This window comes from Citrobacter sp. CK206 (genome assembly GCF_030333125.1).
In the GTDB taxonomy this organism is placed as follows: domain Bacteria; phylum Pseudomonadota; class Gammaproteobacteria; order Enterobacterales; family Enterobacteriaceae; genus Citrobacter_B; species Citrobacter_B koseri.
In genome coordinates this window covers 458,236-484,648 of record NZ_JAOWGM010000029.1, presented here as the reverse complement: position 1 = coordinate 484,648, position 26,413 = coordinate 458,236, and the positions used below count along the sequence as shown (strand labels likewise).

22 protein-coding genes are annotated in these 26,413 nt (G+C 52.8%); 16 read left to right on the top strand and 6 right to left on the bottom strand.

All coding sequences use genetic code 11. From position 1 onward, the window contains the following. The first annotated feature begins 34 nt into the window (after positions 1–34). Together dmsB and OGX81_RS17240 are read left to right on the top strand one after the other, a co-directional pair. Entirely contained in the window at positions 35–652 is a 618-nt protein-coding gene (gene dmsB / locus OGX81_RS17245) for a dimethylsulfoxide reductase iron-sulfur subunit DmsB (RefSeq protein ID WP_104868689.1), read from the top strand. A 1-nt stretch (position 653) separates the two neighbouring features. After that, positions 654–1,517: a dimethyl sulfoxide reductase anchor subunit family protein gene (locus tag OGX81_RS17240; RefSeq protein ID WP_104868844.1), complete on the top strand. Its 864-nt coding sequence runs from the start codon at positions 654–656 to the stop codon at positions 1,515–1,517. A 97-nt stretch (positions 1,518–1,614) separates the two neighbouring features. Here the strand turns inward: OGX81_RS17240 and ycaC are convergent, their stop codons facing one another. Continuing rightward, a complete protein-coding gene (ycaC, locus tag OGX81_RS17235) occupies positions 1,615–2,241 on the bottom strand; it encodes an isochorismate family cysteine hydrolase YcaC (protein WP_012133028.1) in 627 nt (208 codons plus the stop codon). Positions 2,242–2,554: 313 nt separating this feature from the next. Here ycaC and OGX81_RS17230 point away from each other — a divergent pair, with 313 nt between their 5' ends. Next, positions 2,555–3,703, top strand: a complete 1,149-nt coding sequence (locus tag OGX81_RS17230) for an MFS transporter (protein WP_104868843.1) — start codon at positions 2,555–2,557, stop codon at positions 3,701–3,703. A 78-nt stretch (positions 3,704–3,781) separates the two neighbouring features. On the opposite strand, the gene pflA is transcribed toward OGX81_RS17230, so the two are convergent. The 4 genes from pflA to ycaO form a co-directional block, all read right to left on the bottom strand. Next, the gene (gene pflA / locus OGX81_RS17225; RefSeq protein WP_024130479.1) at positions 3,782–4,522 is read right to left on the bottom strand and encodes a pyruvate formate lyase 1-activating protein; all 741 of its coding nucleotides are present in this window, start codon (positions 4,520–4,522) and stop codon (positions 3,782–3,784) included. 191 nt (positions 4,523–4,713) lie between these two features. Then, the gene (pflB, locus tag OGX81_RS17220; RefSeq protein ID WP_012133023.1) at positions 4,714–6,996 is read right to left on the bottom strand and encodes a formate C-acetyltransferase; all 2,283 of its coding nucleotides are present in this window, start codon (positions 6,994–6,996) and stop codon (positions 4,714–4,716) included. A gap of 51 nt (positions 6,997–7,047) precedes the next feature. Further along, positions 7,048–7,908 carry a formate transporter FocA gene (gene focA, locus OGX81_RS17215; RefSeq protein WP_024130478.1) on the bottom strand — a complete coding sequence of 287 codons (861 nt, stop codon included), beginning with the start codon at positions 7,906–7,908 and terminating at the stop codon, positions 7,048–7,050. Positions 7,909–8,313: 405 nt separating this feature from the next. Further along, on the bottom strand, positions 8,314–10,074 hold the full coding sequence (gene ycaO, locus OGX81_RS17210; protein WP_024130477.1) for a 30S ribosomal protein S12 methylthiotransferase accessory factor YcaO: 1,761 nt from the start codon (positions 10,072–10,074) through the stop codon (positions 8,314–8,316). 409 nt (positions 10,075–10,483) lie between these two features. Between ycaO and serC the strand changes: the two genes are divergently transcribed. The 12 genes from serC to OGX81_RS17150 all read left to right on the top strand — a co-directional run bounded on the left by serC (position 10,484) and on the right by OGX81_RS17150 (position 24,740). Further along, complete coding sequence (gene serC / locus OGX81_RS17205; RefSeq protein WP_012133020.1) at positions 10,484–11,572, top strand: 3-phosphoserine/phosphohydroxythreonine transaminase; 1,089 nt, start codon at positions 10,484–10,486, stop codon at positions 11,570–11,572. A 70-nt stretch (positions 11,573–11,642) separates the two neighbouring features. Then, positions 11,643–12,926: a 3-phosphoshikimate 1-carboxyvinyltransferase gene (gene aroA, locus OGX81_RS17200; protein WP_104868841.1), complete on the top strand. Its 1,284-nt coding sequence runs from the start codon at positions 11,643–11,645 to the stop codon at positions 12,924–12,926. Positions 12,927–13,107: 181 nt separating this feature from the next. Then, the gene (gene cmk, locus OGX81_RS17195; RefSeq protein ID WP_012133018.1) at positions 13,108–13,791 is read left to right on the top strand and encodes a (d)CMP kinase; all 684 of its coding nucleotides are present in this window, start codon (positions 13,108–13,110) and stop codon (positions 13,789–13,791) included. A 113-nt stretch (positions 13,792–13,904) separates the two neighbouring features. Continuing rightward, positions 13,905–15,578 (top strand): 30S ribosomal protein S1, encoded by a 1,674-nt coding sequence (gene rpsA, locus OGX81_RS17190; protein ID WP_012133016.1) that lies wholly within the window; start codon positions 13,905–13,907, stop codon positions 15,576–15,578. Positions 15,579–15,735: 157 nt separating this feature from the next. Beyond that, entirely contained in the window at positions 15,736–16,020 is a 285-nt protein-coding gene (gene ihfB, locus OGX81_RS17185; protein WP_000167332.1) for an integration host factor subunit beta, read from the top strand. A 395-nt stretch (positions 16,021–16,415) separates the two neighbouring features. Then, positions 16,416–18,680, top strand: a complete 2,265-nt coding sequence (locus OGX81_RS17180) for a ComEC family protein (RefSeq protein ID WP_104868840.1) — start codon at positions 16,416–16,418, stop codon at positions 18,678–18,680. Positions 18,681–18,716: 36 nt separating this feature from the next. After that, on the top strand, positions 18,717–20,465 hold the full coding sequence (gene msbA, locus OGX81_RS17175) for a lipid A ABC transporter ATP-binding protein/permease MsbA (RefSeq protein WP_104868839.1): 1,749 nt from the start codon (positions 18,717–18,719) through the stop codon (positions 20,463–20,465). Beyond that, the gene (gene lpxK, locus OGX81_RS17170) at positions 20,462–21,439 is read left to right on the top strand and encodes a tetraacyldisaccharide 4'-kinase (protein ID WP_104868838.1); all 978 of its coding nucleotides are present in this window, start codon (positions 20,462–20,464) and stop codon (positions 21,437–21,439) included. Before msbA ends, lpxK begins: the two co-directional genes overlap by 4 nt. A gap of 43 nt (positions 21,440–21,482) precedes the next feature. Beyond that, positions 21,483–22,715 carry a winged helix-turn-helix domain-containing protein gene (locus tag OGX81_RS17165; protein WP_049009063.1) on the top strand — a complete coding sequence of 411 codons (1,233 nt, stop codon included), beginning with the start codon at positions 21,483–21,485 and terminating at the stop codon, positions 22,713–22,715. 51 nt (positions 22,716–22,766) lie between these two features. Continuing rightward, positions 22,767–22,949, top strand: coding sequence for a protein YcaR (gene ycaR, locus OGX81_RS17160; protein ID WP_012133009.1), 183 nt, complete (start codon positions 22,767–22,769; stop codon positions 22,947–22,949). Then, positions 22,946–23,692 carry a 3-deoxy-manno-octulosonate cytidylyltransferase gene (gene kdsB / locus OGX81_RS17155; protein ID WP_012133008.1) on the top strand — a complete coding sequence of 249 codons (747 nt, stop codon included), beginning with the start codon at positions 22,946–22,948 and terminating at the stop codon, positions 23,690–23,692. The genes ycaR and kdsB overlap by 4 nt, the downstream gene beginning before the upstream one ends. Before the next feature lie 154 nt (positions 23,693–23,846). Next, complete coding sequence (locus OGX81_RS17150; RefSeq protein ID WP_012133006.1) at positions 23,847–24,740, top strand: YcbJ family phosphotransferase; 894 nt, start codon at positions 23,847–23,849, stop codon at positions 24,738–24,740. On the opposite strand, the gene elyC is transcribed toward OGX81_RS17150, so the two are convergent. Then, positions 24,717–25,496, bottom strand: coding sequence for an envelope biogenesis factor ElyC (gene elyC / locus OGX81_RS17145; protein WP_049009005.1), 780 nt, complete (start codon positions 25,494–25,496; stop codon positions 24,717–24,719). The genes OGX81_RS17150 and elyC overlap by 24 nt on opposite strands. Before the next feature lie 135 nt (positions 25,497–25,631). Here elyC and cmoM point away from each other — a divergent pair, with 135 nt between their 5' ends. Next, positions 25,632–26,411, top strand: coding sequence for a tRNA uridine 5-oxyacetic acid(34) methyltransferase CmoM (cmoM, locus tag OGX81_RS17140; protein ID WP_047457764.1), 780 nt, complete (start codon positions 25,632–25,634; stop codon positions 26,409–26,411). Positions 26,412–26,413: the final 2 nt, after the last annotated feature.

The window sequence follows — 26,413 nt, the reverse complement described above, 5'->3', positions numbered from 1 at the left end:
CTCGTTCAGGTTGAGAAGGTATAAGGAGTAACCGATGACAACCCAATATGGATTTTTTATTGACTCCAGTCGTTGCACCGGTTGCAAAACCTGCGAACTGGCCTGCAAAGACTACAAAGATTTAACCCCGGACGTCAGCTTCCGCCGCATCTATGAATATGCGGGCGGCGACTGGCAGGAGGATAACGGCGTCTGGCACCAGAATGTCTTTGCCTACTATCTTTCCATTTCCTGCAACCACTGCGAAGACCCGGCCTGCACGAAAGTGTGCCCGAGCGGCGCGATGCACAAACGCGAGGACGGCTTTGTGGTGGTGGATGAGGACGTCTGCATCGGCTGTCGCTACTGCCATATGGCCTGCCCGTACGGTGCGCCGCAGTATAACGCCGCCAAAGGCCACATGACCAAATGCGACGGTTGTCATGACCGCGTTGCCGACGGCAAAAAGCCGATCTGCGTCGAGTCCTGCCCGCTGCGCGCGCTGGACTTTGGCCCGATAGAAGAGCTGCGGAAGAAACATGGCACGCTGGCGGCCGTTGCGCCGCTGCCGGGCACGCACTTCACCAGACCGAACATTGTGATTAAACCCAACGCCAACAGCCGCCCGACCGGGGATACCACGGGTTATCTGGCAAATCCGAAGGAGGTGTAAGATGGGAAGTGGATGGCATGAATGGCCGCTGATGATCTTCACGGTTTTTGGCCAGTGCGTGGTCGGCGGTTTTATCGTTCTGGCTCTGGCACTGATGAAAGGCGAGTTGCGTACCGAATCTCAACAGCGTGTGCTGACCGGCATGTTTGCTCTGTGGGTGCTAATGGGAATTGGCTTCATCGCGTCTATGCTGCATCTGGGGTCGCCAATGCGCGCCTTCAATTCGCTGAACCGCGTGGGCTCGTCGGCATTGAGTAATGAAATTGCCAGCGGCTCGCTCTTTTTTGCCGTCGGCGGGATCGGCTGGTTACTGGCGGTGCTGAAAAAGCTCTCTCCGGCGCTGCGTAATCTCTGGCTGGTTGTGACGATCGTGCTGGGCGTTATCTTTGTCTGGATGATGGTGCGCGTGTATAACAGCATTGATACCGTACCGACCTGGTACAGCATCTGGACGCCGCTGGGCTTCTTCCTGACGCTGTTTATGGGGGGGCCGTTGCTGGGTTATCTGCTGCTGCGTATTGCGGGCGTCGATGGTTGGGCGATGCGTCTGCTGCCCGTAATTTCAGTCCTCGCACTGGTGGTCAGCGCTATTATGTCAGTGATGCAGGGAGCGGAGCTGGCGACGATTCATAGCTCCATCCAGCAGGCTTCTGCGCTCGTACCGGATTATGGTTCGCTGATGGCCTGGCGTATTGTGGTGCTGGTCGTGGCATTGTGCTGCTGGATTGTGCCGCAGTTGAAAGGTTATCAACCTGCGGTTCCGCTGCTGTCGGTGGCGTTTATCCTGCTGCTGGTAGGGGAACTGATTGGTCGCGGCGTATTCTACGGGCTCCATATGACCGTGGGAATGGCGGTGGCGAGTTAATCCATAATATGCCGGATGGCGGCTCGCGCCTTATCAGGCCTACGGATCGTGTAGGCCTGATAAGCGAAGCGCCATCAGGCAATATGTCCCTGGTCTTTTACTTCTGCTTAGTTAACGTGTCGTAGCTGGTCATCAGATTGCGATAATCAGGAATGTGATTAGAGAACAGCGTTGCCAGACCTTCGATATCATTACGCCAGTCGCGGTGTAACTCGCACGCCACGCCAAACCATGTCATTAATTGCGCGCCAGCCTGCGACATGCGATCCCAGGCGGAGTGACGGGTAATTTCATTAAAGGTGCCTGACGCATCGGTCACGACAAACACATCGAACCCTTCTTCAATCGCAGAGAGGGCGGGGAAGGCCACGCACACTTCCGTGACAACCCCCGCAATGATGAGCTGCTTCTTACCTGTCGCCTTAACGGCTTTCACGAAATCTTCATTGTCCCACGCGTTGATGTTTCCGGGGCGTGCAATGTAGGGGGCATCGGGGAACTGTGCTTTCAATTCCGGCACCAGCGGCCCGTTTGGCCCCGTTTCGAAACTGGTGGTAAGGATGGTGGGGAGGTTGAAGTATTTGGCTAAATCGCCAAGTGCGAGAACGTTATTTTTGAATTTGTCAGGATCGATGTCTCGTACAAGAGACAGCAGCCCCGCCTGGTGATCAACTAAAAGAACCGCGGCATCATTTTTATCGAGACGAACGTAAGGCTTAGTCATTATCTTCTCCTGATGAGAGTTAGCGTTACATCAAAAGCCATTCCGGTGTGTTGTCTTCCCCAAAAGCATAGACCGGAAAAATGATGTTGCAGGAACCATGAAATTTTTCGACTGAACGAAACGCGGCAGTTTTGTTTTAGGTCAATTAAAACAATAACATGATGTTTATCGGATGCTGCTCTTTCATGCCATGAATCAGTATTTCAAATCGAAGGGGGGGAAAGCGCGTAATGCCGCGATTCGGGTAGATTGACAATGTTTTTGTTGGTGGCATGATGCGCATGAAATTTGAACTTCCTCACGGTTTTTATCCATGTCCATCTATACCCGGCCCGTCATGCTTTTGCTGTGCGGCCTGCTTTTGTTGACCCTGGCGATCGCAGTATTAAACACGCTCGTCCCCTTGTGGCTTGCCCAGGGAAGCCTGGCAACCTGGCAGGTCGGTATGGTCAGTTCGTCCTACTTTACCGGGAATCTGGTTGGGACGTTGCTTACCGGGTATTTAATCAAGCGCCTGGGCTTTAACCGCAGTTACTATATTGCCTCGCTCATTTTTGCGGCGGGTTGCGTAGGGCTGGGCATGATGATTGGTTTCTGGAGCTGGCTGGCCTGGCGCTTTGTTGCCGGCGTGGGCTGCGCCATGATTTGGGTCGTGGTGGAAAGCGCTCTGATGTGCAGCGGAACATCCCGTAATCGTGGGCGGTTGCTGGCTGCGTACATGATGGTCTATTACGTGGGAACGTTTTTGGGGCAACTGCTGGTCAGTAAAGTTCCGACAGAATTAATGAGCGTTCTGCCGTGGGTAACCGGCATGATTCTGGCGGGCATTTTGCCGCTGCTCTTTACCCGTATCCTGAACCAGCAGTCGGAAGAACACGATACGACGCCGATTACGTCAATGCTGAGACTGCGTCAGGCGCGGTTAGGTGTAAACGGGTGCATTATTTCCGGGATTGTACTGGGATCGCTGTATGGCCTGATGCCGCTGTACCTTAATCATCAGGGGATTAGCAATGCGAGCATCGGTTTCTGGATGGCCGTGCTGGTGAGCGCCGGTATTTTAGGCCAATGGCCGATTGGTCGTCTGGCCGATAAGTTTGGTCGTCTTCTGGTGCTGCGTGTACAGGTCTTTGTGGTGATCCTCGGCAGTATTGCCATGCTGACTCAGGCTGCGATGGCGCCCGCCTTATTCATTCTGGGGGCGGCAGGTTTTACGCTCTATCCCGTCGCGATGGCCTGGGCTTGTGAAAAGGTAGAACGTCATCAGCTTGTGGCGATGAACCAGGCGTTGCTGCTCAGCTATACCGTAGGCAGCCTGCTGGGGCCGTCATTTACCGCGATGCTGATGCAGAATTACTCTGATAATCTGTTGTTTATTATGATTGCCAGCGTCTCGTTTGTTTATTTGCTTATGCTGCTGCGTAACGCAGGACATACGCCGACCCCTGTGGCGCACGTTTAATTTATATGATCAGGTATGAAGTCTGTAGGCCGGATAAGACGCTTTCGCGTCGCCATCCGGCGATACCGACAAAATAACTCAGTACATCACTTTATGACCGTACTGCTCAAGAATACCTTTTACGCGCTCCATGGTTTCTTTCTTCGGCGGTTTAACGCCATCAAGCTTGTATTCTTCGCCCATTGCGACCCATTTGTGTTTGCCTAACTCGTGATAGGGCAGCAGTTCGATTTTTTCAACGTTGCCCATATCGCGGGTGAATTCGCCCAGGCGGTGTGCGGAGTCGTCATCGTCAGACCAGCCCGGCACCACAACGTAGCGAATCCAGGTCTTAATGCCCTTTGCGGAGATGTATTTGGCGAACTCCAGCGTGCGATGGTTGGATACGCCAACCAGATTCTGATGAATCTCGTCATTCATCTGCTTCAGGTCAAGCATCACCAGGTCGGTGACTTCCAGCAGTTCATCGATGACCGGATCGTAGCGGCGAACAAAGCCGTTGGTATCAAGACAGGTATGGATGCTTTCTTTCTTACAGGCACGGAACCAGTCGCGAACAAACTCTGCCTGTAAGATCGCTTCGCCGCCGGAAGCCGTTACGCCGCCGCCGGATGCGTTCATAAAGTGGCGGTAGGTGACGACCTCTTTCATCAGATCTTCAACGGTAACTTCTTTGCCGCCATGCGTATCCCAGGTGTCGCGGTTATGGCAATACAGGCATCGCATCAGACAGCCCTGGAAGAACGTAATAAAGCGGATGCCCGGGCCGTCAACGGTACCACAGGATTCAAAGGAGTGAATGCGACCAATAACTGACATTGCGGTGTTTCTCCAGATGTGGCCCATCCGGGGCCGTGTTAGTGCACAGTTATTAACTGTGTCGAGTCTGTTTTGGCAGTCATCCATTGAGTATAGATAGCTGGCGAAAGAGACTTAGTTGTTAAAAAGGCCCCACTTACGTGGAGCCTTTATTGTACGCTTTTTACAGTACGATTTCAGTCAAAACCCAATTACATGGTCTGAGTGAAGGTACGAGTAATAACGTCCTGCTGTTGTTCTTTAGTCAGGGAGTTAAAACGTACTGCGTAACCTGATACACGGATGGTCAGCTGCGGATATTTTTCCGGGTGTTCCATCGCGTCCAGCAGCATTTCACGGTTCATCACGTTCACGTTCAGGTGCTGACCACCTTCGATGGACGCTTCGTGGTGGAAGTAACCATCCATCAGACCCGCCAGGTTGGTTTTACGTACTTCGTCGTCTTTACCCAGTGCATTCGGAACGATAGAGAAGGTGTAAGAGATACCATCTTTAGCGTAAGCAAACGGCAGTTTTGCAACGGAGGTCAGAGAGGCAACAGCACCTTTCTGGTCACGGCCGTGCATTGGGTTAGCACCCGGTCCGAACGGCGCGCCAGCACGACGACCGTCTGGGGTGTTACCGGTTTTCTTACCATACACAACGTTAGAAGTGATGGTCAGAACAGACTGAGTCGGGATAGCGCCACGGTAAGTGGTCAGTTTCTGAATTTTCTTCATGAAACGTTCTACCAGGTCAACCGCCATGTCATCAACGCGAGAGTCGTTGTTACCAAACTGCGGGTATTCGCCTTCGATTTCGAAGTCTACAGCCAGGCCGTCTTCGTCACGAATCGGTTTAACTTTCGCATATTTGATTGCAGACAGGGAGTCAGCAGCAACGGACAGACCTGCGATACCACACGCCATAGTGCGGATAACGTCACGGTCGTGCAGCGCCATCAGAGAGGCTTCGTAGCTGTACTTGTCGTGCATGTAGTGGATCACGTTCAGCGCGGTGACATACTGTTTAGCCAGCCAGTCCATGAAGTGATCCATGCGGTCCATCACTTCGTCGAAGTTCAGAACGTCGCCTTTGATCGGTTCAGATTTAGGACCAACCTGCATTTTCAGTTTTTCATCAACGCCGCCGTTGATTGCGTACAGCATGGTTTTCGCCAGGTTTGCACGCGCACCGAAGAACTGCATTTGTTTACCAACAACCATCGGGCTTACGCAGCAAGCAATAGCGTAGTCATCGTTGTTGAAGTCTGGACGCATCAGGTCATCGTTCTCGTATTGCAGAGAAGAGGTGTCGATGGACACTTTAGCGGCGAATTTCTTGAAGTTCAGCGGCAGTTTTTCAGACCACAGAACGGTGATGTTCGGCTCAGGAGACGGACCCATGGTGTACAGGGTGTTCAGGAAGCGGAAGCTGTTTTTGGTAACCAGAGTACGGCCGTCAACGCCCATACCGCCGATAGATTCAGTTGCCCAAATCGGGTCGCCAGAGAACAGTTCATCGTATTCCGGCGTACGCAGGAAGCGAACCATACGCAGTTTCATGACCAGGTGGTCAATCATTTCCTGTGCGTCTTGTTCGGTGATTTTGCCTGCTTTGATATCACGTTCGATGTACGCATCCAGGAAGGTGGATACGCGACCGAAGGACATTGCTGCGCCGTTCTGAGACTTAACAGCGGCCAGGTAGCCGAAGTAGGTCCACTGGATAGCTTCCTGAGCGTTGGTAGCCGGACCAGAGATATCGCAGCCGTATTTAGCCGCCATCTCTTTGATCTGACCCAGCGCGCGGTGCTGTTCAGCAATTTCTTCACGCAGACGGATAGTCGCTTCCAGGTTTACGCCGTTTTCCAGGTCAGACTGCAAAGAGACGAACTGGGCGTATTTGTCTTTCATCAGGAAGTCGATACCGTACAGCGCAACGCGACGGTAGTCACCGATGATACGGCCACGGCCATACGCATCTGGCAGACCAGTCAGAACACCGGATTTACGGCAGTTCAGAATGTCTTTGGTATAAACATCGAATACGCCCTGGTTGTGGGTTTTGCGGTATTCGGTGAAGATTTTTTTCAGCATCGGGTCCAGCTCGCGATTGTACGCTTTGCAGGAACCTTCAACCATTTTGATACCACCGAACGGGATGATCGCACGTTTCAGCGGAGCTTCAGTTTGCAGACCAACGATTTTCTCAAGCGCTTTATTGATGTAGCCAGCGTCGTGAGAAGTGATGGTAGAAGCAACGGAGGTGTCAAAGTCAACAGGCGCGTGAGTGCGGTTTTCCTGTTTAACGCCTTCCATTACGCTGTCCCACAGTGCAGTGGTCGCATTCGTCGCGCCAGCCAGGAAGGACTCATCACCCTCGTACGGAGTGTAGTTTTTCTGAATGAAGTCACGGACGTTTACTTCATTCTGCCAGTCACCTTTGGTAAAACCTTCCCAGGCTGTGGCTAACTTTTCATTAAGCTCGGACATGTAACACCTACCTTCTTAAGTGGATTTTTTATTTACTGCGTATAACGCTCATCAGCAATGATGATCGTCGCCACGCAGGTAAATGACCCAGTATGTCAACCCGACCAATAAACCGCCGCCGATAATGTTACCGATTGTGACCGGAATCAGGTTATCGGTGATGAAATTCATCACGGTCAGGTGAGAAAAACTTTCCGGACTGGAGCCCACTGCGGCCCAGAATTCCGGTGTGGCGAAGTCACGGATTACAATCCCCATCGGAATCATAAACATGTTTGCGATGCTGTGCTCAAAACCGCTGGCAACAAACATGGCGACGGGCAATACCATGATAAACGCTTTGTCCATCAGGCTACGACCCGAGTAGCTCATCCACACGGCCAGGCAAACCATCAGGTTAGCCAGGATACCCAGGCAGACAGCTTCAATAAAAGTATGATGCATCTTGTGGTCGGCGGTTTGCAGGACGTTAAGCCCCCATCCGCCGTTGGCGGTCATATACTCGCCGGAAAGCCACATCAACAACACAAAGAGCAGACAACCGATCAGGTTACCAAAATAAACGTTGAGCCAGTTTTTTGCCAGTTGGCCCCATGTGATTCGGCCGCTCGCTTTCGCGACAACAATCAGCACTGTTGATGTGAAAAGATCTGCGCCGCAGATAACACAGAGAATCAGCCCCAGCGAGAAGCAGATGCCTCCAACCAGTTTCGCCATACCAAAAGGCATTGTGCCTGTACCGGTTGTGGCGGTGATATAGAAAACAAAGGCAATGGAAATGAACACACCCGCGGTAATCGCCAGATAGAAAGTCTTCAGCGGATGTTTCGTTGCTTTATAGACACCTGCCTCTTCGGCCACTTTGGCCATTGCAGCAGGGAGTAATAGATCAAAAGGGTTGTCAGCTTTCACACTAACTCTCTCTTTATTAAGTCGGCGACGAGATACTAACAAAGCATTATAGATGAGAATTTGATATAGATCATATCTCGCCTGGCTTATAGGCCCGCAAGATGCGTGGTTTTTACGCGATTGCGGTGTAAATATTTGATTATCCAAATAAAAATAAATTTTAAAAATTATAAAGTGAGTTGAATTTTTTCGCTGAGCCTCCCCGGTGGCAGTTAATTAAAATGGAGTAATTGGCAAATAAAGTAACACCAGCACATTAATATCTGTAATATCAACTACCAATATTTAACCTTGTTATTACATTTATTTTCGTTTGCCAAAAAAATAAAAAAACAGGGCGCATAAAGCGCCCCGTAATATAGCTCAGTCGATTGTTTAAACCTACCTATAGTGGGTTATTCGCTTCTATTTTGACCAGTGAGCGGCCTTGGCGCGCTGCAATTTCTCATAGGCTTTCAGCAGGGACTGATGTGATGCGAAAGCATGCAGATCGCTATCAACCGCTTGCAGCCCATAAAATGCCGCTTCGCCGCTCAGTGCCGCGCTGGCCGCTTCAACAGCTTCGGCGCCATACATCCGAACGAAAGCATTCAGGTATTGCAGCGGTTCGCGGTCTTCTTCCTGCGCCAGAAGCAGCAGCGTTTGCAGACAGCGGTAGTAGTTCGCACGTTCAGCGCTAAAGATGGAGGCGTTGAATTCCATCGTCCACTCTGTCCAGATCAGCGCCTGCTCCAGATCGCCGCCAGCCAGCGCCAGCATTGCTTTAAGCTCACCGATGCGCAGGGTATACCAGCCATTATCCGGGCCTGTCGCCAGGCCAAGTAACTCGCGCACGCGGGTAAAGTCATCAAAGCCTTCTTCATCTAATTGTTCAATCAGATTGAGGTAAGCCTCTTTCTCCCATGCGCTGCCCGGCAGGGCAAGGAGGGTTTCGCGCAGATGGCTTCCCATGCTGTTGTTGGCGAGCCACAGATCTTCTGCCGGATAAATATCAGACATGCCCGGTACAATAATGCGGCAGGCATAAACGCCGAGGTGCTCATAGTCGGCAATATAGACCTCTTTATCTTCCGCATTGAAGATTGCCATCAGCGTGGCGAACTCTTCTTCCGTGGTGCCGGAGAAACTCCAGTCAGCAAACGGATAGTCGGCATCCTGCTTGAACAGATCCCAGGAGATCAAACCGCTGGAGTCAATGAAGTGCGTCTCAAGGTTAGTATGTTCAGCCACTTCTTCGTCGTCGAACGTTGGCGGGGTAAAGACATCAAGATCTTTCAGTCCACGGCCCTGCAACAGCTCGGTGACGGTACGCTCCAGCGCAACGCCGAAATCAGGATGCGCGCCGAAGGAGGCGAAGCAGGTGCCGTTGGCCGGGTTGAACAGGACGACGCAGATAACCGGATACTGACCGCCCAGCGAGCCGTCATAAGCGAAGATTGGGAAACCTTCCGCCTCCAGCTTAGCGATGGCCTCTACCACTGCCGGGTAGCGTGCCAGCACATCGGCTGGAATTTCCGGCAGGCTAATGCTTTCGGCGATGATGCGGTTTTTAACATGACGTTCGAACACTTCAGACAAACCCTGCACACGCGCTTCGTTGCGGGTGTTACCGGCCGACATCCCGTTGGAAACGTACAGGTTGCCGATAATGTTCATCGGAATATACACGGTGTGATTATCAGACTGGCGGGTAAACGGCAGGCCGCAGATACCGCGATCTTCGTTACCGGATTGCAGGTCTATAAGCATGCTTCCGGCCAGCTCGTTTTCCGGGTCGTAGAACGCGCGCAGACGGTCATCCAGTAACCCTTCCGGCAGGGCGTCGTCATCGGTTAGCGGGAACCATTTTTCATTCGGATAATGCACGAACGGGCCATTGGCGATGGTTTCACCCAGCCAGAAATCGGCGAAGAAATAGTTGGTGGACAGACGCTCAAAATATTCACCCAGCGCGGAAGCCAGCGCGGCTTTTTTGGTTGCGCCTTTGCCGTTGGTAAAGCACAACGCGCACTCTTTGTCGCGAATATGCACCGACCAGACGTTAGGCACCGGATTCAGCCAGGAGGCCTCTTCAATATGAAAACCGAGGTCGAGCAGTTTTTGCTGGAAGCGAGCGATGGAATCTTCCAGGGCGGCGTCTTTGCCGGGGATAAATGTTTGCGTCATGAAAATCACTTTTGTCGTACGGAAAGCGCGCAATGATACGGGTTTTATGTTGACGGCGCTATCGCCGCCGCCCCGGCAGCGTAAATAAAAGTGTGTAGTAGCGTCGTTCCTGTGAATGCCGGGGATCGTCAATGACGCCCGCGCGGCGCAAATCCAGAATGGTCGAAGGCCAGCCGGGTAAAACGGGCTACCTGACAGCGAATCTATCGGTTTTATGTCGTCAATCCGATAGATTCTGTTGTGTGACGTAGCGCGCATTTTTGACCTGATGAGTTTTACCCATTGCGGCGCGTGTCACTGAATGATAAAACCGATATCCACAGGAATAACTTATACCCAATATCCGTCGTCCTGCCTTGCGCAGACGTCCGGGTGTTGAGGCGATAATAACGCAACGTGGTGAGGGGAAATGGCTCAGGTCTTCAATTTTAGTTCAGGTCCGGCAATGCTACCGGCGGAAGTGCTTAAACTGGCTCAACAGGATCTGCGTGACTGGCACGGTCTTGGTACGTCAGTAATGGAAATTAGCCACCGCGGCAAAGAATTTATCCAGGTCGCAGAGGAAGCGGAACAGGATTTTCGCGATCTCCTCAGCATCCCCTCCAACTACAAAGTATTGTTCTGCCACGGCGGCGGCCGTGGGCAGTTTGCGGCAATTCCGTTAAATATTCTGGGCGATAAAACGTCGGCGGATTACGTTGATGCCGGTTACTGGGCGGCCAGCGCCATCAAAGAAGCGAAAAAATACTGTTCGCCAAACGTGATTGACGCCAAAGTCACGGTTGACGGTCTGCGTGCGGTCAAACCGATGAGCGAGTGGCAGCTTTCTGATAACGCCGCTTACGTTCATTATTGCCCGAACGAGACTATCGACGGCATCGCAATTGATGAAACGCCGAATTTTGGTTCGGATGTCGTTGTGGCTGCGGATTTCTCATCCACAATTCTTTCCGCGCCGCTGGATGTGTCGCGTTATGGCGTGATCTACGCCGGGGCGCAGAAAAACATCGGCCCGGCGGGGCTGACAATTGTGATCGTGCGTGAAGATCTGTTAGGTAAAGCGAACATCGCTTGCCCGTCTATCCTTGATTACACCGTGCTGAACGACAACGACTCGATGTTCAATACCCCGCCGACCTTTGCCTGGTATCTTTCTGGCCTGGTGTTCAAATGGCTGAAAGCGCAGGGCGGCGTTGCGGCGATGAACAAAATCAATCAGCAAAAAGCGGAACTGCTGTATGGCGTGATTGATAACAGTGATTTCTACCGTAACGATGTGGCGAAATCGAATCGTTCACGTATGAACGTGCCTTTCCAGCTAGCGGACAGCGCGCTTGATAAAGTCTTCCTGGAGGAATCTTTCGCTGCGGGTCTGCATGCGCTGAAAGGTCATCGCGTGGTGGGCGGAATGCGCGCCTCTATCTATAACGCAATGCCGCTTGAAGGCGTGAAGGCGTTGACGGATTTCATGGTCGATTTCGAGCGTCGCCACGGCTAATTCGTTTTCTTTTTTCATCCCCACAGCCAGCCTGTGGGGTTTTTATTTCTGTTTTTGAGAGTTGAGTTTCATGGAATCCCTGACGTTACAACCCATCGCGCGGGTCGATGGCACCATCAATCTGCCTGGCTCCAAGAGTGTTTCGAATCGCGCTTTGTTACTGGCGGCATTAGCAAGCGGCACCACTGTTCTGACAAACCTGCTGGACAGCGATGATGTTCGCCATATGCTGAACGCGCTGAGTGCGTTGGGGGTCAGTTATACCCTTTCCGCCGACCGTACCCGTTGTGAAATTACCGGGCAGGGCGGCGTATTACATGCCGAAGGCGCGCTGGAACTGTTCCTGGGCAATGCGGGAACGGCGATGCGTCCGCTTGCCGCCGCGCTGTGCCTGGGGGCAAATGATATCGTGCTGACCGGTGAGCCTCGCATGAAAGAGCGCCCGATCGGTCATCTGGTCGATGCGCTGCGTCAGGGCGGTGCGAAGATTGATTATCTGGAGCAGGAAAACTATCCGCCTCTGCGTCTGCGCGGCGGTTTTAGCGGTGGTTACGTTGAGGTTGATGGCAGCGTCTCCAGTCAGTTCCTCACCGCGCTGCTGATGACCGCGCCGCTTGCGCCGCAGGATACGACGATCGCAATTAAAGGCGATCTGGTGTCCAAACCGTATATCGACATCACGCTGAACCTGATGAAAACATTCGGCGTTGAGGTTGAGAACCAGAATTACCAGCGTTTTGTGGTGAAAGGGGAGCAGCAGTACCGTTCACCGGGTCAATATCTGGTGGAAGGCGACGCGTCATCCGCTTCTTATTTCCTTGCCGCTGGCGCCATTAAAGGCGGAACGGTAAAAGTGACGGGGATTGGCCGCAACAGTATGCAGGGCGATATCCGCTTTGCCGACGTACTGGAGAAGATGGGCGCCACTATCACCTGGGGCGATGACTTCATTGCCTGTACGCGCGGTGAACTGAACGCTGTGGATATGGACATGAACCATATCCCAGATGCGGCGATGACCATCGCCACGGCGGCGTTGTTTGCTAAAGGCACCACCACGCTGCGTAATATCTATAACTGGCGTGTGAAAGAGACTGACCGCCTGTTTGCGATGGCGACGGAACTGCGTAAAGTCGGCGCTGAAGTGGAAGAGGGGCATGATTTCATTCGTATCACGCCACCGGCTCAGTTGCAGTTCGCCGAAATCGGCACCTATAACGATCACCGTATGGCGATGTGTTTCTCGCTGGTTGCGTTGTCGGATACGCCGGTGACGATTCTCGATCCGAAATGTACCGCAAAAACCTTCCCGGATTACTTCGAACAACTGGAGCGTATTAGTACGCCTGCCTGATAAAAGTAAAACATTGTCATCTTTTGGGCTGGTTCTTCGCCAGCCCGCTATAATTGCGCAAATCTTCCTCATCTGATGACAGACAAAATGGGTTTTTGCATACAAAGATAACGATTGTGAGCGTTGGCGCGTATAATGCGCGGCGTTCACGTTAACGGTATGCCTGTTTAAGGAGAAAAAGATGACGGCAATTGCCCCGGTAATTACCATTGATGGCCCAAGCGGTGCAGGTAAAGGCACCTTGTGCAAGGCAATGGCGGAAGCATTGCAATGGCATCTGCTGGACTCGGGCGCGATTTATCGTGTACTGGCGCTGGCGGCCTTACATCATCATGTTGATGTCACCTCTGAAGACGCTCTTGTACCGCTTGCGTCTCATCTGGATGTTCGTTTTGTCTCAACCAATGGCAATCTGGAAGTCATTCTGGAAGGGGAAGATGTGAGCGGGGAAATCCGCACGCAAGAAGTCGCGAACGCGGCATCTCAGGTCGCTGCATTCCCGCGCGTGCGCGAAGCGCTTTTGCGCCGCCAGCGTGCGTTTCGCGATGCGCCAGGGTTGATTGCCGATGGCCGCGACATGGGAACGGTGGTATTCCCTGATGCGCCAGTAAAAATTTTCCTGGATGCGTCTTCTGAAGAACGCGCTCACCGCCGTATGCTACAGTTGCAGGAGAAGGGCTTTAGTGTTAACTTTGAACGCCTTTTGGCCGAGATAAAGGAACGTGACGACCGCGATCGTAATCGCGCTGTCGCGCCACTGGTTCCTGCTGCCGATGCTTTAGTTCTGGATTCTACCCGATTAAGCATTGAGCAAGTGATTGAAAAAGCGTTACAATACGCGCGCCAAAAACTGGCACTCGCTTAAGTGCGACCGAATTTGTAGTACCCCCGCTGCAATGGATTGACAGTGGGTATGTGAAACAACCCCATCCGGCATGGAGCCAGGTGGACGTTAAATATGAAACCTGAAGATTAAACATGACTGAATCTTTTGCTCAACTCTTTGAAGAGTCCTTAAAAGAAATCGAAACCCGCCCGGGTTCCATCGTTCGCGGCGTTGTTGTTGCTATTGATAAAGATATCGTACTGGTTGACGCTGGTCTGAAATCTGAATCCGCCATTCCGGCTGAGCAGTTCAAAAACGCCCAGGGCGAACTGGAAATCCAGGTTGGCGACGAAGTTGACGTTGCTCTGGATGCAGTAGAAGACGGCTTCGGCGAAACCCTGCTGTCCCGTGAAAAAGCGAAACGTCACGAAGCCTGGATCACGCTGGAAAAAGCTTACGAAGATGCTGAAACTGTTACCGGTGTTATCAACGGCAAAGTTAAGGGCGGCTTCACTGTTGAGCTGAACGGTATTCGTGCGTTCCTGCCAGGTTCCCTGGTAGACGTTCGTCCGGTGCGCGACACGCTGCACCTGGAAGGCAAAGAGCTTGAATTCAAAGTCATCAAGCTGGATCAGAAGCGCAACAACGTTGTGGTTTCCCGTCGTGCCGTTATCGAATCCGAAAACAGCGCAGAACGCGATCAGCTGCTGGAAAACCTGCAAGAAGGCATGGAAGTTAAAGGTATCGTTAAGAACCTCACTGACTACGGTGCATTCGTTGATCTGGGTGGCGTTGACGGCCTGCTGCACATCACCGACATGGCATGGAAACGCGTTAAGCATCCGAGCGAAATCGTAAACGTTGGCGACGAAATCACTGTTAAAGTGCTGAAGTTCGACCGCGAGCGTACTCGTGTATCTCTGGGCCTGAAACAGCTGGGCGAAGATCCGTGGGTAGCTATCGCTAAGCGTTATCCAGAAGGTACCAAACTGACTGGTCGCGTGACCAACCTGACCGACTACGGCTGCTTCGTTGAAATCGAAGAAGGCGTTGAAGGCCTGGTTCACGTTTCCGAAATGGATTGGACCAACAAAAACATCCACCCGTCCAAAGTTGTTAATGTTGGCGATGTAGTGGAAGTTATGGTTCTGGATATCGACGAAGAACGTCGTCGTATCTCCCTGGGTCTGAAACAGTGCAAATCCAACCCGTGGCAGCAGTTTGCGGAAACCCACAACAAGGGCGACCGTGTTGAAGGTAAAATCAAGTCTATCACTGACTTCGGTATCTTCATCGGCCTGGACGGCGGCATCGACGGCCTGGTTCACCTGTCTGACATCTCCTGGAACGTTGCAGGCGAAGAAGCAGTTCGTGAATACAAAAAAGGCGACGAAATCGCAGCAGTTGTTCTGCAAGTTGACGCAGAGCGTGAGCGTATCTCTCTGGGCGTTAAACAGCTCGCAGAAGATCCGTTCAACAACTGGGTTGCTCTGAACAAGAAAGGCGCTATCGTAACCGGTAAAGTCACTGCTGTTGACGCTAAAGGCGCAACCGTAGAACTGGCTGACGGCGTTGAAGGTTACCTGCGTGCTTCTGAAGCATCCCGTGACCGCGTTGAAGATGCGACTCTGGTTCTGAGCGTTGGCGACGAAGTTGAAGCTAAATTCACCGGCGTTGATCGTAAAAACCGCGCAATCAGCCTGTCTGTTCGTGCGAAAGACGAAGCTGACGAGAAAGATGCAATCGCAACTGTTAACAAACAGGAAGATGCAAACTTCTCCAACAACGCAATGGCTGAAGCTTTCAAAGCAGCTAAAGGCGAGTAATTCTCTGAAACTTCGGGTGTTTTATCCCGAAGTTTGATGAGTTTACTTGACAGATTACAAGATTCGTCCTGTAATCAAGCACTAAGGGCGGCTACGGCCGCCCTTAATCAATGCAATAACAGCAGCAGCCAATTTGCTTACAGGAACCGGAGGAATCATGACCAAGTCAGAATTGATTGAAAGACTTGCAACCCAGCAATCTCACATTCCCGCGAAAGCGGTTGAAGATGCAGTAAAAGAGATGCTGGAACATATGGCCTCGACTCTTGCGCAGGGCGAGCGTATTGAAATCCGCGGTTTCGGCAGCTTTTCTTTGCACTACCGCGCACCTCGTACCGGACGTAACCCGAAGACTGGCGATAAAGTAGAACTGGAAGGAAAGTATGTTCCGCACTTTAAGCCGGGTAAAGAACTGCGCGATCGCGCCAATATTTACGGTTAAGTTTTAACGAAAAACTTGATCCAGAAAAAAGCACCTGAAAGGTGCTTTTTTCATTTCTGCATTCCGACCGGAAAAGAGACTTCAACGCCATCATCCGGCACAAAGCAGCGCCTGATGGCGCTACGCTTATCAGGCCTACAGATATGTACCTGTGACTCCCGTAGGCCGGATAAGACGCTTCGCGTCACCATCCGGCATAAAGCAGCGCCTGAAGGCGCTACGCTTATCAGATCTACAGATGCGTTCTCGTAGGCGTAACTGGAAAGCCTCTCGCATTTTTATGTGCATCTTGCATTCCCAACGCGAAAACCACGGAATTTGCGCCGAATAACCACAAATTGTCGCCAGACAAACGTTAGCTAAATCTGCACACTTCCTGTAACAGGGAGGTGTCTATGAAAATAACAACGGTCAGCGTGTGTGTATTATGCGGAATTCTTCCGCTAATATTCTTACCTGTACTTCCCGGTTCGTTGTGTCTCATTGGCATATTTTGTTTTGCCTGTGCGCTGTCCTTTGTTCCATATAAATATACGCAGTACGCCAGCTTGACCCTGCTGTTTTTTCTCTGGGGAATACTTGCTGCAAAGCAAGCCGTCTGGCCGGGTAATATCTTGCCTGGCGCAACACAAGAAACCGTGGTGCAAATTACGGCGACCGATCATGCCACCACACATTACGGGCAAATTACCCATGTACAGGGGAAACGCCTGTTTCCCTCGGTGGGCGTTGTTCTTTATGGGCAGTATTTGCCCGGCGAGGTGTGTGCAGGTCAACGTTGGGCGATGAAACTAAAAGTCCGTGCCGTGCATGGTCAGCTTAATGAGGGGGGATTTGATAGCCAGCGTTATGCGCTCACGCAACATCAGCCTCTGAGCGGCCGGTTTCTGCATGCGACGGTCATCGAATCGTCATGTAGTTTACGCGCGCGTTATCTTGCTTCCCTCAATACCACGCTGGCGCACTACTCCTGGCAGCAGGTTATCCTGGCATTAGGCATGGGCGAGCGTTTATCAGTATCGCAAGAGGTCAAAAATATTATGCGCGATACTGGTACGGCGCACCTGATGGCCATTTCAGGGTTGCATATCGCCTTTGCCGCACTACTGGCCGGAGGATTGATTCGTGGCGCGCAATTTTTACTTCCCACCCGCTGGATTCACTGGCAAACGCCGTTAGTGGGAGGGATTGTGTGCGCGACGTTTTATGCCTGGCTCACGGGGTTACAACCCCCCGCGTTGCGTACGGTTGTGGCGCTGGCGGCGTGGGGATTACTGAAGCTGAGCGGTCGACAATGGAGCGGTTGGGAGGTCTGGTTCTGCTGCCTGGCGGCAATAGTGATTGCCGATCCGATTGCTGTTCTGTCGCAAAGTCTGTGGCTTTCGGCCTTTGCCGTCGCAGCGCTTATTTTCTGGTATCAGTGGTTTCCTGTACCGGCCTGGGCGTTGCCTCGGGCAGGGAAAGTCGCGTTGGATCTCGTTCACTTACAGTTGGGCATTACGCTTCTGCTCTTACCTGTGCAAATAGCGCTTTTTCATGGCGTAAGTGTGACCTCTTTTCTGGCGAATCTGTTTGCTGTTCCTTTGGTTACATTTATCTCTGTACCACTGATACTGGCGGGAATGATCGGCCATTTGACCGGGCCGCTGATGGTTGAAGAAGGCCTCTGGGCGCTGGCTGACGCCTCTCTGGACGTGTTGTTCCGGGCGCTGAAAAGTCTGCCGGAAGGGTGGATTAATATTGATTATCGCTGGCAATACCTGTCTTTGGCTCCCTGGTTAACGCTTATGGCGTGGCGATTGAATGCCTGGCGAACTTACCCGGTGATCTGTTTGTCTGGCGTGTTGCTGTTGAGTTGGCCGTTCTGGCGTACGCCGCGCACGGAGGCGTGGCAGGTTCATATGCTGGATGTCGGACAGGGGCTGGCGATGGTTATCGCGCATAATGGGAAAGCGATACTTTATGATACGGGACGCGCCTGGCCGGATGGCGATAGCGCACAGCAGCTCATCATTCCCTGGCTACGCTGGCACAATCTGGAACCTGAGGGGATTATCCTGAGCCATGAACATCTGGATCATCGGGGGGGCCTGTCATCATTACAGAAGACGTGGCCTTCGCTCTGGATACGAAGCCCATTAGGCTGGAAGGGCCATCTGCCGTGCTTTCGTGCGGAGCAGTGGACGTGGCAGGGGCTATCCTTCAGCGCACACTGGCCGATTAAAGGAAACAGGGAAAAGGGCAACAACCATTCCTGCGTGGTTAAAGTGGATGACGGAAAGCAGAGTATTTTGCTGACGGGCGATATTGAATCTCCGGCTGAACAAAAAATGCTAAGTCGTTATTGGCGGCATTTGCAGGCGACAATCATTCAGGTTCCGCATCATGGCAGTAATACATCGTCGTCATTAGCGTTAATCCAACGGGTTGAGGGCCTGGCCGCGCTGGCGTCGGCATCGCGCTACAACGCCTGGCATCTGCCTTCCTGGAAGGTACAACAGCGCTATCAACAACAAGGTTATCAGTGGCTGGATACCCCGCATCAGGGGCAAATTTCGGTGGATTTTTCCCCGCAAGGCTGGCGCATACGAGGTTTACGGGAGCAAATTTTACCTCGTTGGTATCATCAGTGGTTTGGCGTGTCAGAGGATAACGGGTAGAATATGCGGCTATTTCAACAAATGCTGGTTTTTTGAATGCATAACGATAAAGATCTCTCTACGTGGCAGACGTTCCGCCGACTGTGGCCTACCATTGCGCCTTTCAAAACTGGGCTGATCGTGGCGGGTGTCGCGTTGATCCTCAATGCGGCCAGCGATGCTTTTATGTTATCGCTCCTCAAACCATTGCTGGACGATGGTTTTGGTAAAACAGATCGATCGGTGCTGCTTTGGATGCCGCTGGTGGTTATTGGCCTGATGATATTACGTGGTATCACCAGCTATATTTCCAGCTACTGTATTTCATGGGTATCGGGCAAAGTGGTGATGACCATGCGCCGTCGTCTGTTTGGTCATATGATGGGGATGCCTGTTGCATTCTTTGATAAACAATCAACGGGGACACTGCTTTCTCGTATTACCTATGACTCAGAACAGGTTGCGTCATCGTCTTCCGGGGCGTTGATTACGGTCGTGCGTGAAGGTGCATCGATCATCGCTTTGTTTATCATGATGTTCTATAACAGCTGGCAACTGTCGATCATTCTGGTCATTCTGGCGCCTGTTGTGTCTATTGCGATTCGCGTGGTATCGAAGCGTTTTCGTAGCATCAGTAAAAACATGCAGAACACGATGGGGCAGGTGACCACCAGTGCAGAGCAGATGCTGAAAGGCCACAAAGAAGTGCTTATCTTTGGCGGTCAGGAAGTTGAAACGAAACGTTTTGACAAAGTCAGCAATAAAATGCGTCTGCAAGGGATGAAAATGGTGTCTGCATCATCCATCTCTGATCCGATCATTCAGCTGATCGCGTCTCTGGCGCTGGCCTTTGTTCTCTATGCGGCTAGCTTCCCGAGCGTAATGGACAGCCTGACTGCGGGTACGATTACCGTCGTATTCTCATCAATGATTGCCCTGATGCGTCCTCTGAAATCGCTGACCAACGTCAATGCGCAGTTCCAGCGTGGTATGGCGGCATGCCAGACGCTGTTTGCTATTCTGGATAGCGAGCAAGAGAAAGACGAAGGCAAACGCGTAATTGAACGCTCGACGGGCGATCTGGAATTCCGCAATGTGACCTTTACCTATCCGGGGCGTGAAACGCCTGCGCTGCGCAATATCAATCTGCACATTCCGGCGGGTAAGACGGTTGCGCTGGTTGGGCGTTCCGGTTCAGGTAAATCAACCATTGCCAGTCTGATCACGCGCTTCTACGACATCAATGAAGGGAATATCCTGATGGATGGACACGATCTGCGTGAATATACCCTGTCTTCATTGCGTAATCAGGTCGCGCTGGTTTCGCAGAATGTGCACCTGTTTAACGATACGGTTGCGAACAACATCGCCTATGCGCGTACTGAAGAGTACAGCCGCGAGCAAATTGAAGAAGCGGCGCGTATGGCGTATGCCATGGACTTTATCAGCAAGATGGATAACGGTCTGGATACGGTTATCGGCGAGAACGGCGTACTGCTTTCTGGTGGCCAGCGTCAGCGTATCGCGATTGCCCGTGCGTTGCTGCGTGACAGCCCAATCCTGATTCTGGATGAAGCCACCTCTGCGCTGGACACCGAATCCGAACGCGCGATTCAGTCCGCGCTGGATGAGTTGCAGAAAAACCGTACTTCGCTGGTTATCGCGCACCGTCTTTCAACGATTGAACAAGCTGATGAAATTGTCGTGGTGGAAGACGGGATTATTGTTGAGCGTGGAACCCATCGCGAATTGCTGGAGCAGCGCGGTGTGTATTCGCAACTGCATAAAATGCAATTTGGCCAATGATCGCTCGCATCTGGTCTGGTGAATCGCCCCTGTGGCGTCTGTTGCTCCCACTCTCCTGGCTGTATGGCCTGGTGAGTGGGGGGATTCGCCTGTGCTACCGGCTGGGAATTAAACGCGCCTGGCGTGCGCCGGTGCCGGTCGTTGTCGTCGGAAACCTTACGGCGGGAGGCAACGGAAAAACGCCGGTCGTTATCTGGCTGGTCGAGCAACTGCAACAGCGCGGCATTCGCGTGGGGGTTGTTTCGCGGGGGTATGGCGGTAAAGCGGCGTCTTATCCGCTGTTGCTTACTCCACAAACGTCCTCTGCGGAAGCGGGCGATGAGCCGGTACTGATCTATCAACGAACCGGCGCGCCTGTTGCTGTCTCGCCGGTTCGCTCAGACGCAGTAAAAGCGATTCTCGCGCGTCACGATGTACAAATTATCGTGACGGATGACGGGCTACAGCATTATCGTCTGGCGCGCGATATTGAAATCGTTGTCATCGACGGCGTGCGTCGGTTTGGCAATGGCTGGTGGTTGCCCGCAGGGCCGATGCGTGAGCGCGCCAGCCGGCTTAAATCGGTAGATGCGGTGATCGTCAACGGCGGCGTTGCCAGACCAGGAGAAATTCCGATGCATCTGGCGCCAGGGCTGGCGGTTAATTTATGCACCGGTGAGCGCCGTCATGTCGCGGAGTTAAGCAACATTGTCGCGATGGCGGGGATTGGCCATCCTCCACGTTTCTTTGCTACGCTCGAAGCGTGTGGGGCATCGCTACAGAAATGCGTTCCGTTGACCGATCATCAGTCTCTCGCCTTTAACGATGTGAAGGCGTTAGTAACCGACGGGCAAACGCTGGTCATGACGGAAAAAGATGCCGTTAAATGCCGGGGATTTGCCGAGGACAACTGGTGGTATTTACCTGTAGACGCGCGTTTGTCGGGTGAACAACCCGACGCACTGCTTGAACAACTCATCTCGCTGGCTCGCTAGCACAAATTGATGTGGCGGCAGCGAACGATTCCCGGAGTTATACATGTCGTTGCCGCATCTCTCTCTTACGGATGTTCGTCATCTCCATCTTGCTGCGCAAGGTTTGCTGAAAAAGCCCCGCCGTCAGGCATTGCCTGCGGATATTCTCGCGACGATTTCGCGCATGTCTTTATTGCAAATCGATACGATCAACGTTGTGGCGCGCAGCCCCTATCTGGTGCTGTTTAGCCGTCTGGGCCACTACCCGCAACAGTGGCTGGACGACTCGTTGTCGCGTGGCGAACTCATGGAATACTGGGCGCATGAGGCCTGTTTCTTACCGCGTAGCGACTTTACGCTAATTCGTCACCGTATGCTGGCGCCTGAGAAGATGGGCTGGAAGTACAAAGCATCGTGGATGCAGGAACATGCCGATGAGATCGCGCAGTTGATCCAGCATATTCACCATAACGGCCCTGTGCGCTCAGCGGATTTTGCGCATCCACGCAAAGGCGCCAGTGGATGGTGGGAATGGAAGCCGCATAAGCGCCATCTTGAAGGATTGTTCACTGCCGGGAAAGTCATGGTTGTAGAACGGCGCAACTTTCAGCGCGTGTATGACCTGACGCAACGCGTGATGCCGCACTGGGACGATAAACGCGATTTACTGTCGCAGGCAGAAGCAGAAATCGTCATGCTGGATAATAGCGCGCGCAGTCTGGGGATTTTTCGCGAGCAGTGGCTGGCGGATTACTATCGCCTGCGGCGACCTGAAGTGAAAACGTGGCGTGATATCCGCGTTGAACAGGGGCAACTGGTTCCCGTTCAGGCCGACAGGCTGGGGGCAATGTGGCTACACGCCGATCTGTTGCCGCTACTGGAGCAGGCGCTGAACAATAAGCTCACCGCTACGCATAGCGCGGTTTTATCCCCTTTTGATCCCGTCGTCTGGGACCGGAAACGGGCAGAGCAGTTGTTCGATTTTAGCTACCGCCTGGAATGCTATACCCCGGCGCCTAAACGCCAGTACGGCTATTTTGTTTTGCCGCTGCTGCATCGGGGGCAGTTGGTTGGGCGTATGGATGCCAAAATGCATCGCAAAACGGGCGTGCTGGAAGTCATCTCGCTCTGGTTGCAGGAGGGGGTTAAACCGGGCCCGACGCTGCAAAAAGGGTTGTTGCAGGCGATTAATGCGTTTGCTCGCTGGCAACAGGCCAGCCGCGTCACGCTAGGGAGTTGCCCATCCGGCTTGTTTGCAGAAAATCGTCATGGCTGGGAAATAGACGCGGTCTCATAAACGATTATGTTAATATTGATGAATTCACAATCCGGTCCATCTGGAGGAACTATGGATCATCGTCTACTTGAAATCATTGCCTGCCCGGTATGCAACGGCAAACTCTGGTATAACCAGGAAAAACAAGAACTGATTTGCAAACTGGATAACCTGGCTTTCCCATTGCGCGATGGCATTCCGGTATTGCTGGAAACGGAAGCGCGTTCCATTACTGCTGATGAGAGTAAATCATGAGTTTTGTGGTCATTATTCCCGCTCGTTTTTCGTCCACGCGTCTGCCCGGTAAGCCTTTACTGGATATCAACGGCAAACCGATGATCGTGCATGTTCTGGAACGCGCGCGCGAATCTGGCGCTGAACGCATTATTGTCGCGACGGACCATGAAGATGTCGCTCGCGCGGTAGAAGCGGCGGGTGGGGAAGTCTGCATGACGCGCGCTGACCATCAGTCCGGGACGGAGCGTCTGGCGGAAGTCGTTGAAAAATGCGGTTTTAGCGACGATACCGTTATTGTGAACGTGCAGGGTGATGAGCCGATGATCCCGGCGGTGATTATTCGTCAGGTGGCGGAAAACCTGGCGCAGCGCCAGGTTGGTATGGCGACGCTGGCGGCGCCGATTCACGGTGCTGAAGAAGCCTTTAATCCTAATGCAGTGAAAGTTGTGCTGGACGCTGAAGGCTATGCGCTTTATTTCTCGCGTGCGACGATCCCCTGGGATCGCGATCGTTTTGCGAAAAGCCTTGAGACCGTGGGCGACACGTTCCTGCGCCATCTGGGAATTTACGGCTATCGCGCCGGGTTTATTCGCCGCTACGTGAACTGGCAGCCCAGCCCGCTTGAGCATATTGAGATGCTGGAGCAGCTTCGTGTGCTGTGGTATGGCGAAAAAATCCATGTTGCCGTCGCCAAAGAAGTCCCGGGAACGGGCGTTGATACAGCCGAAGATCTTGAGCGCGTTCGCGCCGAAATGCGCTGATATCCGCTATCGCACTCCTCTCGCAAATGGGAGGAGTGTCGTATCGTTACGATTTTCCCTTCATTTTTCTTTTCATCAATTGATCTCATCCGGGTGACATCTGTCCATACGGCGCTCATTATAAAAGCAGTGGCGTTTATGAGGGCAATCTGAAATGGAACAGCTGCGAGCCGAACTGAGTCATCTGCTGGGCGAAAAACTCAGCCGTATAGAGTGCGTGAGTGAAAAGGCGGATACGGCCTTGTGGTCGCTGTACGACAGTCAGGGAAACCCGATGCCGCTGATGGCGAGAAGTTTTACGACCCCCGGCGTGGCGCAGCAACTGGCATGGAAAACGACCATGCTGGCGCGTAGCGGCACGGTACGCATGCCGGTTGTCTATGGCGTGATGACGCATGAGGAACACCCCGGGCCTGATGTCCTGCTGCTGGAGCGTCTGCGTGGCGTCTCTGTGGAAGCGCCCGCCCGCACGCCTGAGCGCTGGGAGCAGTTGAAGGATCAGATTGTAGAAGGGTTGTTAGCCTGGCATCGACAGGACAGCCGGGGTTGCGTGGGCGCGGTGGATCATACGCAGGAAAATATCTGGCCGTCCTGGTATCGCCAGCGTGTTGAAGTGCTATGGACGACGTTAAACCAGTTCAACAACACCGGGTTAACCATGCAGGATAAACGCATTCTGTTTCGTACCCGGGAGTGCCTGCCTGCGCTGTTTGAAGGATTTAATGATAATTGCGTGCTCATCCACGGCAATTTTAGCCTGCGCAGTATGCTGAAAGACGCCCGCAGCGATCAGCTTCTGGCGATGGTGGGGCCTGGCGTTATGCTGTGGGCGCCACGAGAGTATGAACTGTTTCGGCTGATGGACAATGCGCTGGCGGAAGGGTTGCTCTGGCATTATCTGCAACACGCGCCAGTGGCGGAATCGTTCATCTGGCGGCGTTGGCTTTATGTGTTATGGGACGAAGTCGCGCAGCTGGTCAATACCGGGCGTTTTAGCCGCTCCAACTTTGACCTCGCGACAAAATCACTGCTGCCCTGGCTCGCCTGACGCGCCTTTCAGCCACTGCCAGATGCGCCCCAGCGTTTCATAACCGGCGCGATCGCTATGCATCAACCATACCGGGGAGGGAATTGCTCGCTCCCACGGATTTAACGGTGAATCTATCGCCAGTTGATTGGCTGGCGCAGGCAGCGGATGTAACCCAACATTCTGGAAGAAGATCATGGCGCGCGGTAAGTGGGAGGCGGAAGTGACCAGCAGGAAAGGGGAATCGCCGATGGCCTGTTTCACCGCTTCCGCCTCTTCTTCGGTATCTTTTGGCTGATCCAGCGTGATGATGTCGCTGCGCGGCACACCCAGCGATTGTGCCACTCTTGCGCCCGCTTCTGCCGTACTCACGCGATTGGTTTTTGCCGCCGCGCCCGTAAAGATCAGTTTCGATCCCGGATTGGCCAGCCAGAGGCGTACGCCTTCGTTCAGACGTGGGAGGCTGTTATTGATCAGATTCGAACTGGGCGCCCACTGGGGGTTCCAGGTGTAGCCGCCGCCCAGCACCACGATGTAGTCTACTTTTTGCGTTCCCTGCCAGGTGGGGTAACTGTCTTCAATCGGTTTGAGTAAACGGTCAGCAACAGGTTGCAGGCTTAATAGAAATATTGCCAGCCATCCCAGGCTGATAAACGCCTTCCCGGTTTTCTGAAAGCGGCTAAACCATACCAGCGCCAGCCCCACGCCCATGATGAGCAGCATAAAGGGAAGCGGCAGCAACAGACCGCCAGTCACTTTCTTCAGAGTAAAAAGCATCCTTTTTGGTTCCTTTTTTGACCATACAGCAGGGGATCAGCAGGGATATTACACCAGACAGGTTAAATATCGCCGCGACTATGACAAAATAGCTTCTTTTTAAAAGCACACCTGAGCCAGCCTGTGGAGAGTCCGATGCGGGACCGCAATTTTGATGACATTGCTGAAAAGTTTTCCCGTAACATCTACGGAACCACCAAAGGACAGCTGCGACAGGCGATTCTGTGGCAGGATCTTGATCGGTTGCTGGCGGAATTCGGCGAGCGAAAACTGCACATCCTGGATGCTGGCGGCGGAGAGGGGCAAACGGCCATCAAAATGGCGGAGCGTGGGCATCAGGTTACATTGTGCGATCTGTCCGGCGAGATGATCGCGCGTGCGCAGCAGGCGGCAGAAGCAAAAGGTGTGAGCGGAAACATGCATTTTATACAATGCGCCGTTCAGGATGTCGCTTCGCATTTGGAAACCTCCGCTGATCTGATATTGTTTCATGCTGTGCTGGAGTGGGTGGCGGAACCGGTCGGCGTGTTAGAGACGCTTTGGTCAGTTTTGCGCCCCGGCGGAGCACTGTCGTTAATGTTCTACAATGCTAACGGCCTGTTGATGCATAACATGGTGGCAGGGAACTTTGACTATGTGCAGGTGGGGATGCCAAAACGCAAAAAGCGTACGCTTTCGCCAGACTATCCACGTAAACCCGAGCAGGTTTATCAGTGGCTGGAAGATATTGGCTGGCAGATTACCGGTAAGACCGGCGTACGCGTATTTCATGATTATCTGCGTGAGAAGCATCAACAGCGTGACTGCTATGAGATGTTAGTTGAATTAGAAACGCGTTATTGCCGCCAGGAGCCGTATATTAGCCTTGGCCGCTACATTCATGTCACCGCGCGCAAACCGCAGATGCAAGGATAACT

What these genes read in the sequence shown, in the direction of transcription:
- cmk (WP_012133018.1), top strand. Translation starts at nt 13,108, where the DNA reads ATGACGGCAATTGCCCCGGTAATTACCATTGATGGCCCAAGCGGTGCA.
- ycaO (WP_024130477.1), bottom strand. Translation starts at nt 10,074, where the DNA reads ATGACGCAAACATTTATCCCCGGCAAAGACGCCGCCCTGGAAGATTCC.
- OGX81_RS17240 (WP_104868844.1), top strand. Translation starts at nt 654, where the DNA reads ATGGGAAGTGGATGGCATGAATGGCCGCTGATGATCTTCACGGTTTTT.
- ycaR (WP_012133009.1), top strand. Translation starts at nt 22,767, where the DNA reads ATGGATCATCGTCTACTTGAAATCATTGCCTGCCCGGTATGCAACGGC.
- rpsA (WP_012133016.1), top strand. Translation starts at nt 13,905, where the DNA reads ATGACTGAATCTTTTGCTCAACTCTTTGAAGAGTCCTTAAAAGAAATC.
- aroA (WP_104868841.1), top strand. Translation starts at nt 11,643, where the DNA reads ATGGAATCCCTGACGTTACAACCCATCGCGCGGGTCGATGGCACCATC.
- cmoM (WP_047457764.1), top strand. Translation starts at nt 25,632, where the DNA reads ATGCGGGACCGCAATTTTGATGACATTGCTGAAAAGTTTTCCCGTAAC.
- ihfB (WP_000167332.1), top strand. Translation starts at nt 15,736, where the DNA reads ATGACCAAGTCAGAATTGATTGAAAGACTTGCAACCCAGCAATCTCAC.
- msbA (WP_104868839.1), top strand. Translation starts at nt 18,717, where the DNA reads ATGCATAACGATAAAGATCTCTCTACGTGGCAGACGTTCCGCCGACTG.
- dmsB (WP_104868689.1), top strand. Translation starts at nt 35, where the DNA reads ATGACAACCCAATATGGATTTTTTATTGACTCCAGTCGTTGCACCGGT.
- ycaC (WP_012133028.1), bottom strand. Translation starts at nt 2,241, where the DNA reads ATGACTAAGCCTTACGTTCGTCTCGATAAAAATGATGCCGCGGTTCTT.
- OGX81_RS17150 (WP_012133006.1), top strand. Translation starts at nt 23,847, where the DNA reads ATGGAACAGCTGCGAGCCGAACTGAGTCATCTGCTGGGCGAAAAACTC.
- OGX81_RS17180 (WP_104868840.1), top strand. Translation starts at nt 16,416, where the DNA reads ATGAAAATAACAACGGTCAGCGTGTGTGTATTATGCGGAATTCTTCCG.
- serC (WP_012133020.1), top strand. Translation starts at nt 10,484, where the DNA reads ATGGCTCAGGTCTTCAATTTTAGTTCAGGTCCGGCAATGCTACCGGCG.
- OGX81_RS17165 (WP_049009063.1), top strand. Translation starts at nt 21,483, where the DNA reads ATGTCGTTGCCGCATCTCTCTCTTACGGATGTTCGTCATCTCCATCTT.
- pflB (WP_012133023.1), bottom strand. Translation starts at nt 6,996, where the DNA reads ATGTCCGAGCTTAATGAAAAGTTAGCCACAGCCTGGGAAGGTTTTACC.
- pflA (WP_024130479.1), bottom strand. Translation starts at nt 4,522, where the DNA reads ATGTCAGTTATTGGTCGCATTCACTCCTTTGAATCCTGTGGTACCGTT.
- elyC (WP_049009005.1), bottom strand. Translation starts at nt 25,496, where the DNA reads ATGCTTTTTACTCTGAAGAAAGTGACTGGCGGTCTGTTGCTGCCGCTT.
- OGX81_RS17230 (WP_104868843.1), top strand. Translation starts at nt 2,555, where the DNA reads ATGTCCATCTATACCCGGCCCGTCATGCTTTTGCTGTGCGGCCTGCTT.
- kdsB (WP_012133008.1), top strand. Translation starts at nt 22,946, where the DNA reads ATGAGTTTTGTGGTCATTATTCCCGCTCGTTTTTCGTCCACGCGTCTG.
- lpxK (WP_104868838.1), top strand. Translation starts at nt 20,462, where the DNA reads ATGATCGCTCGCATCTGGTCTGGTGAATCGCCCCTGTGGCGTCTGTTG.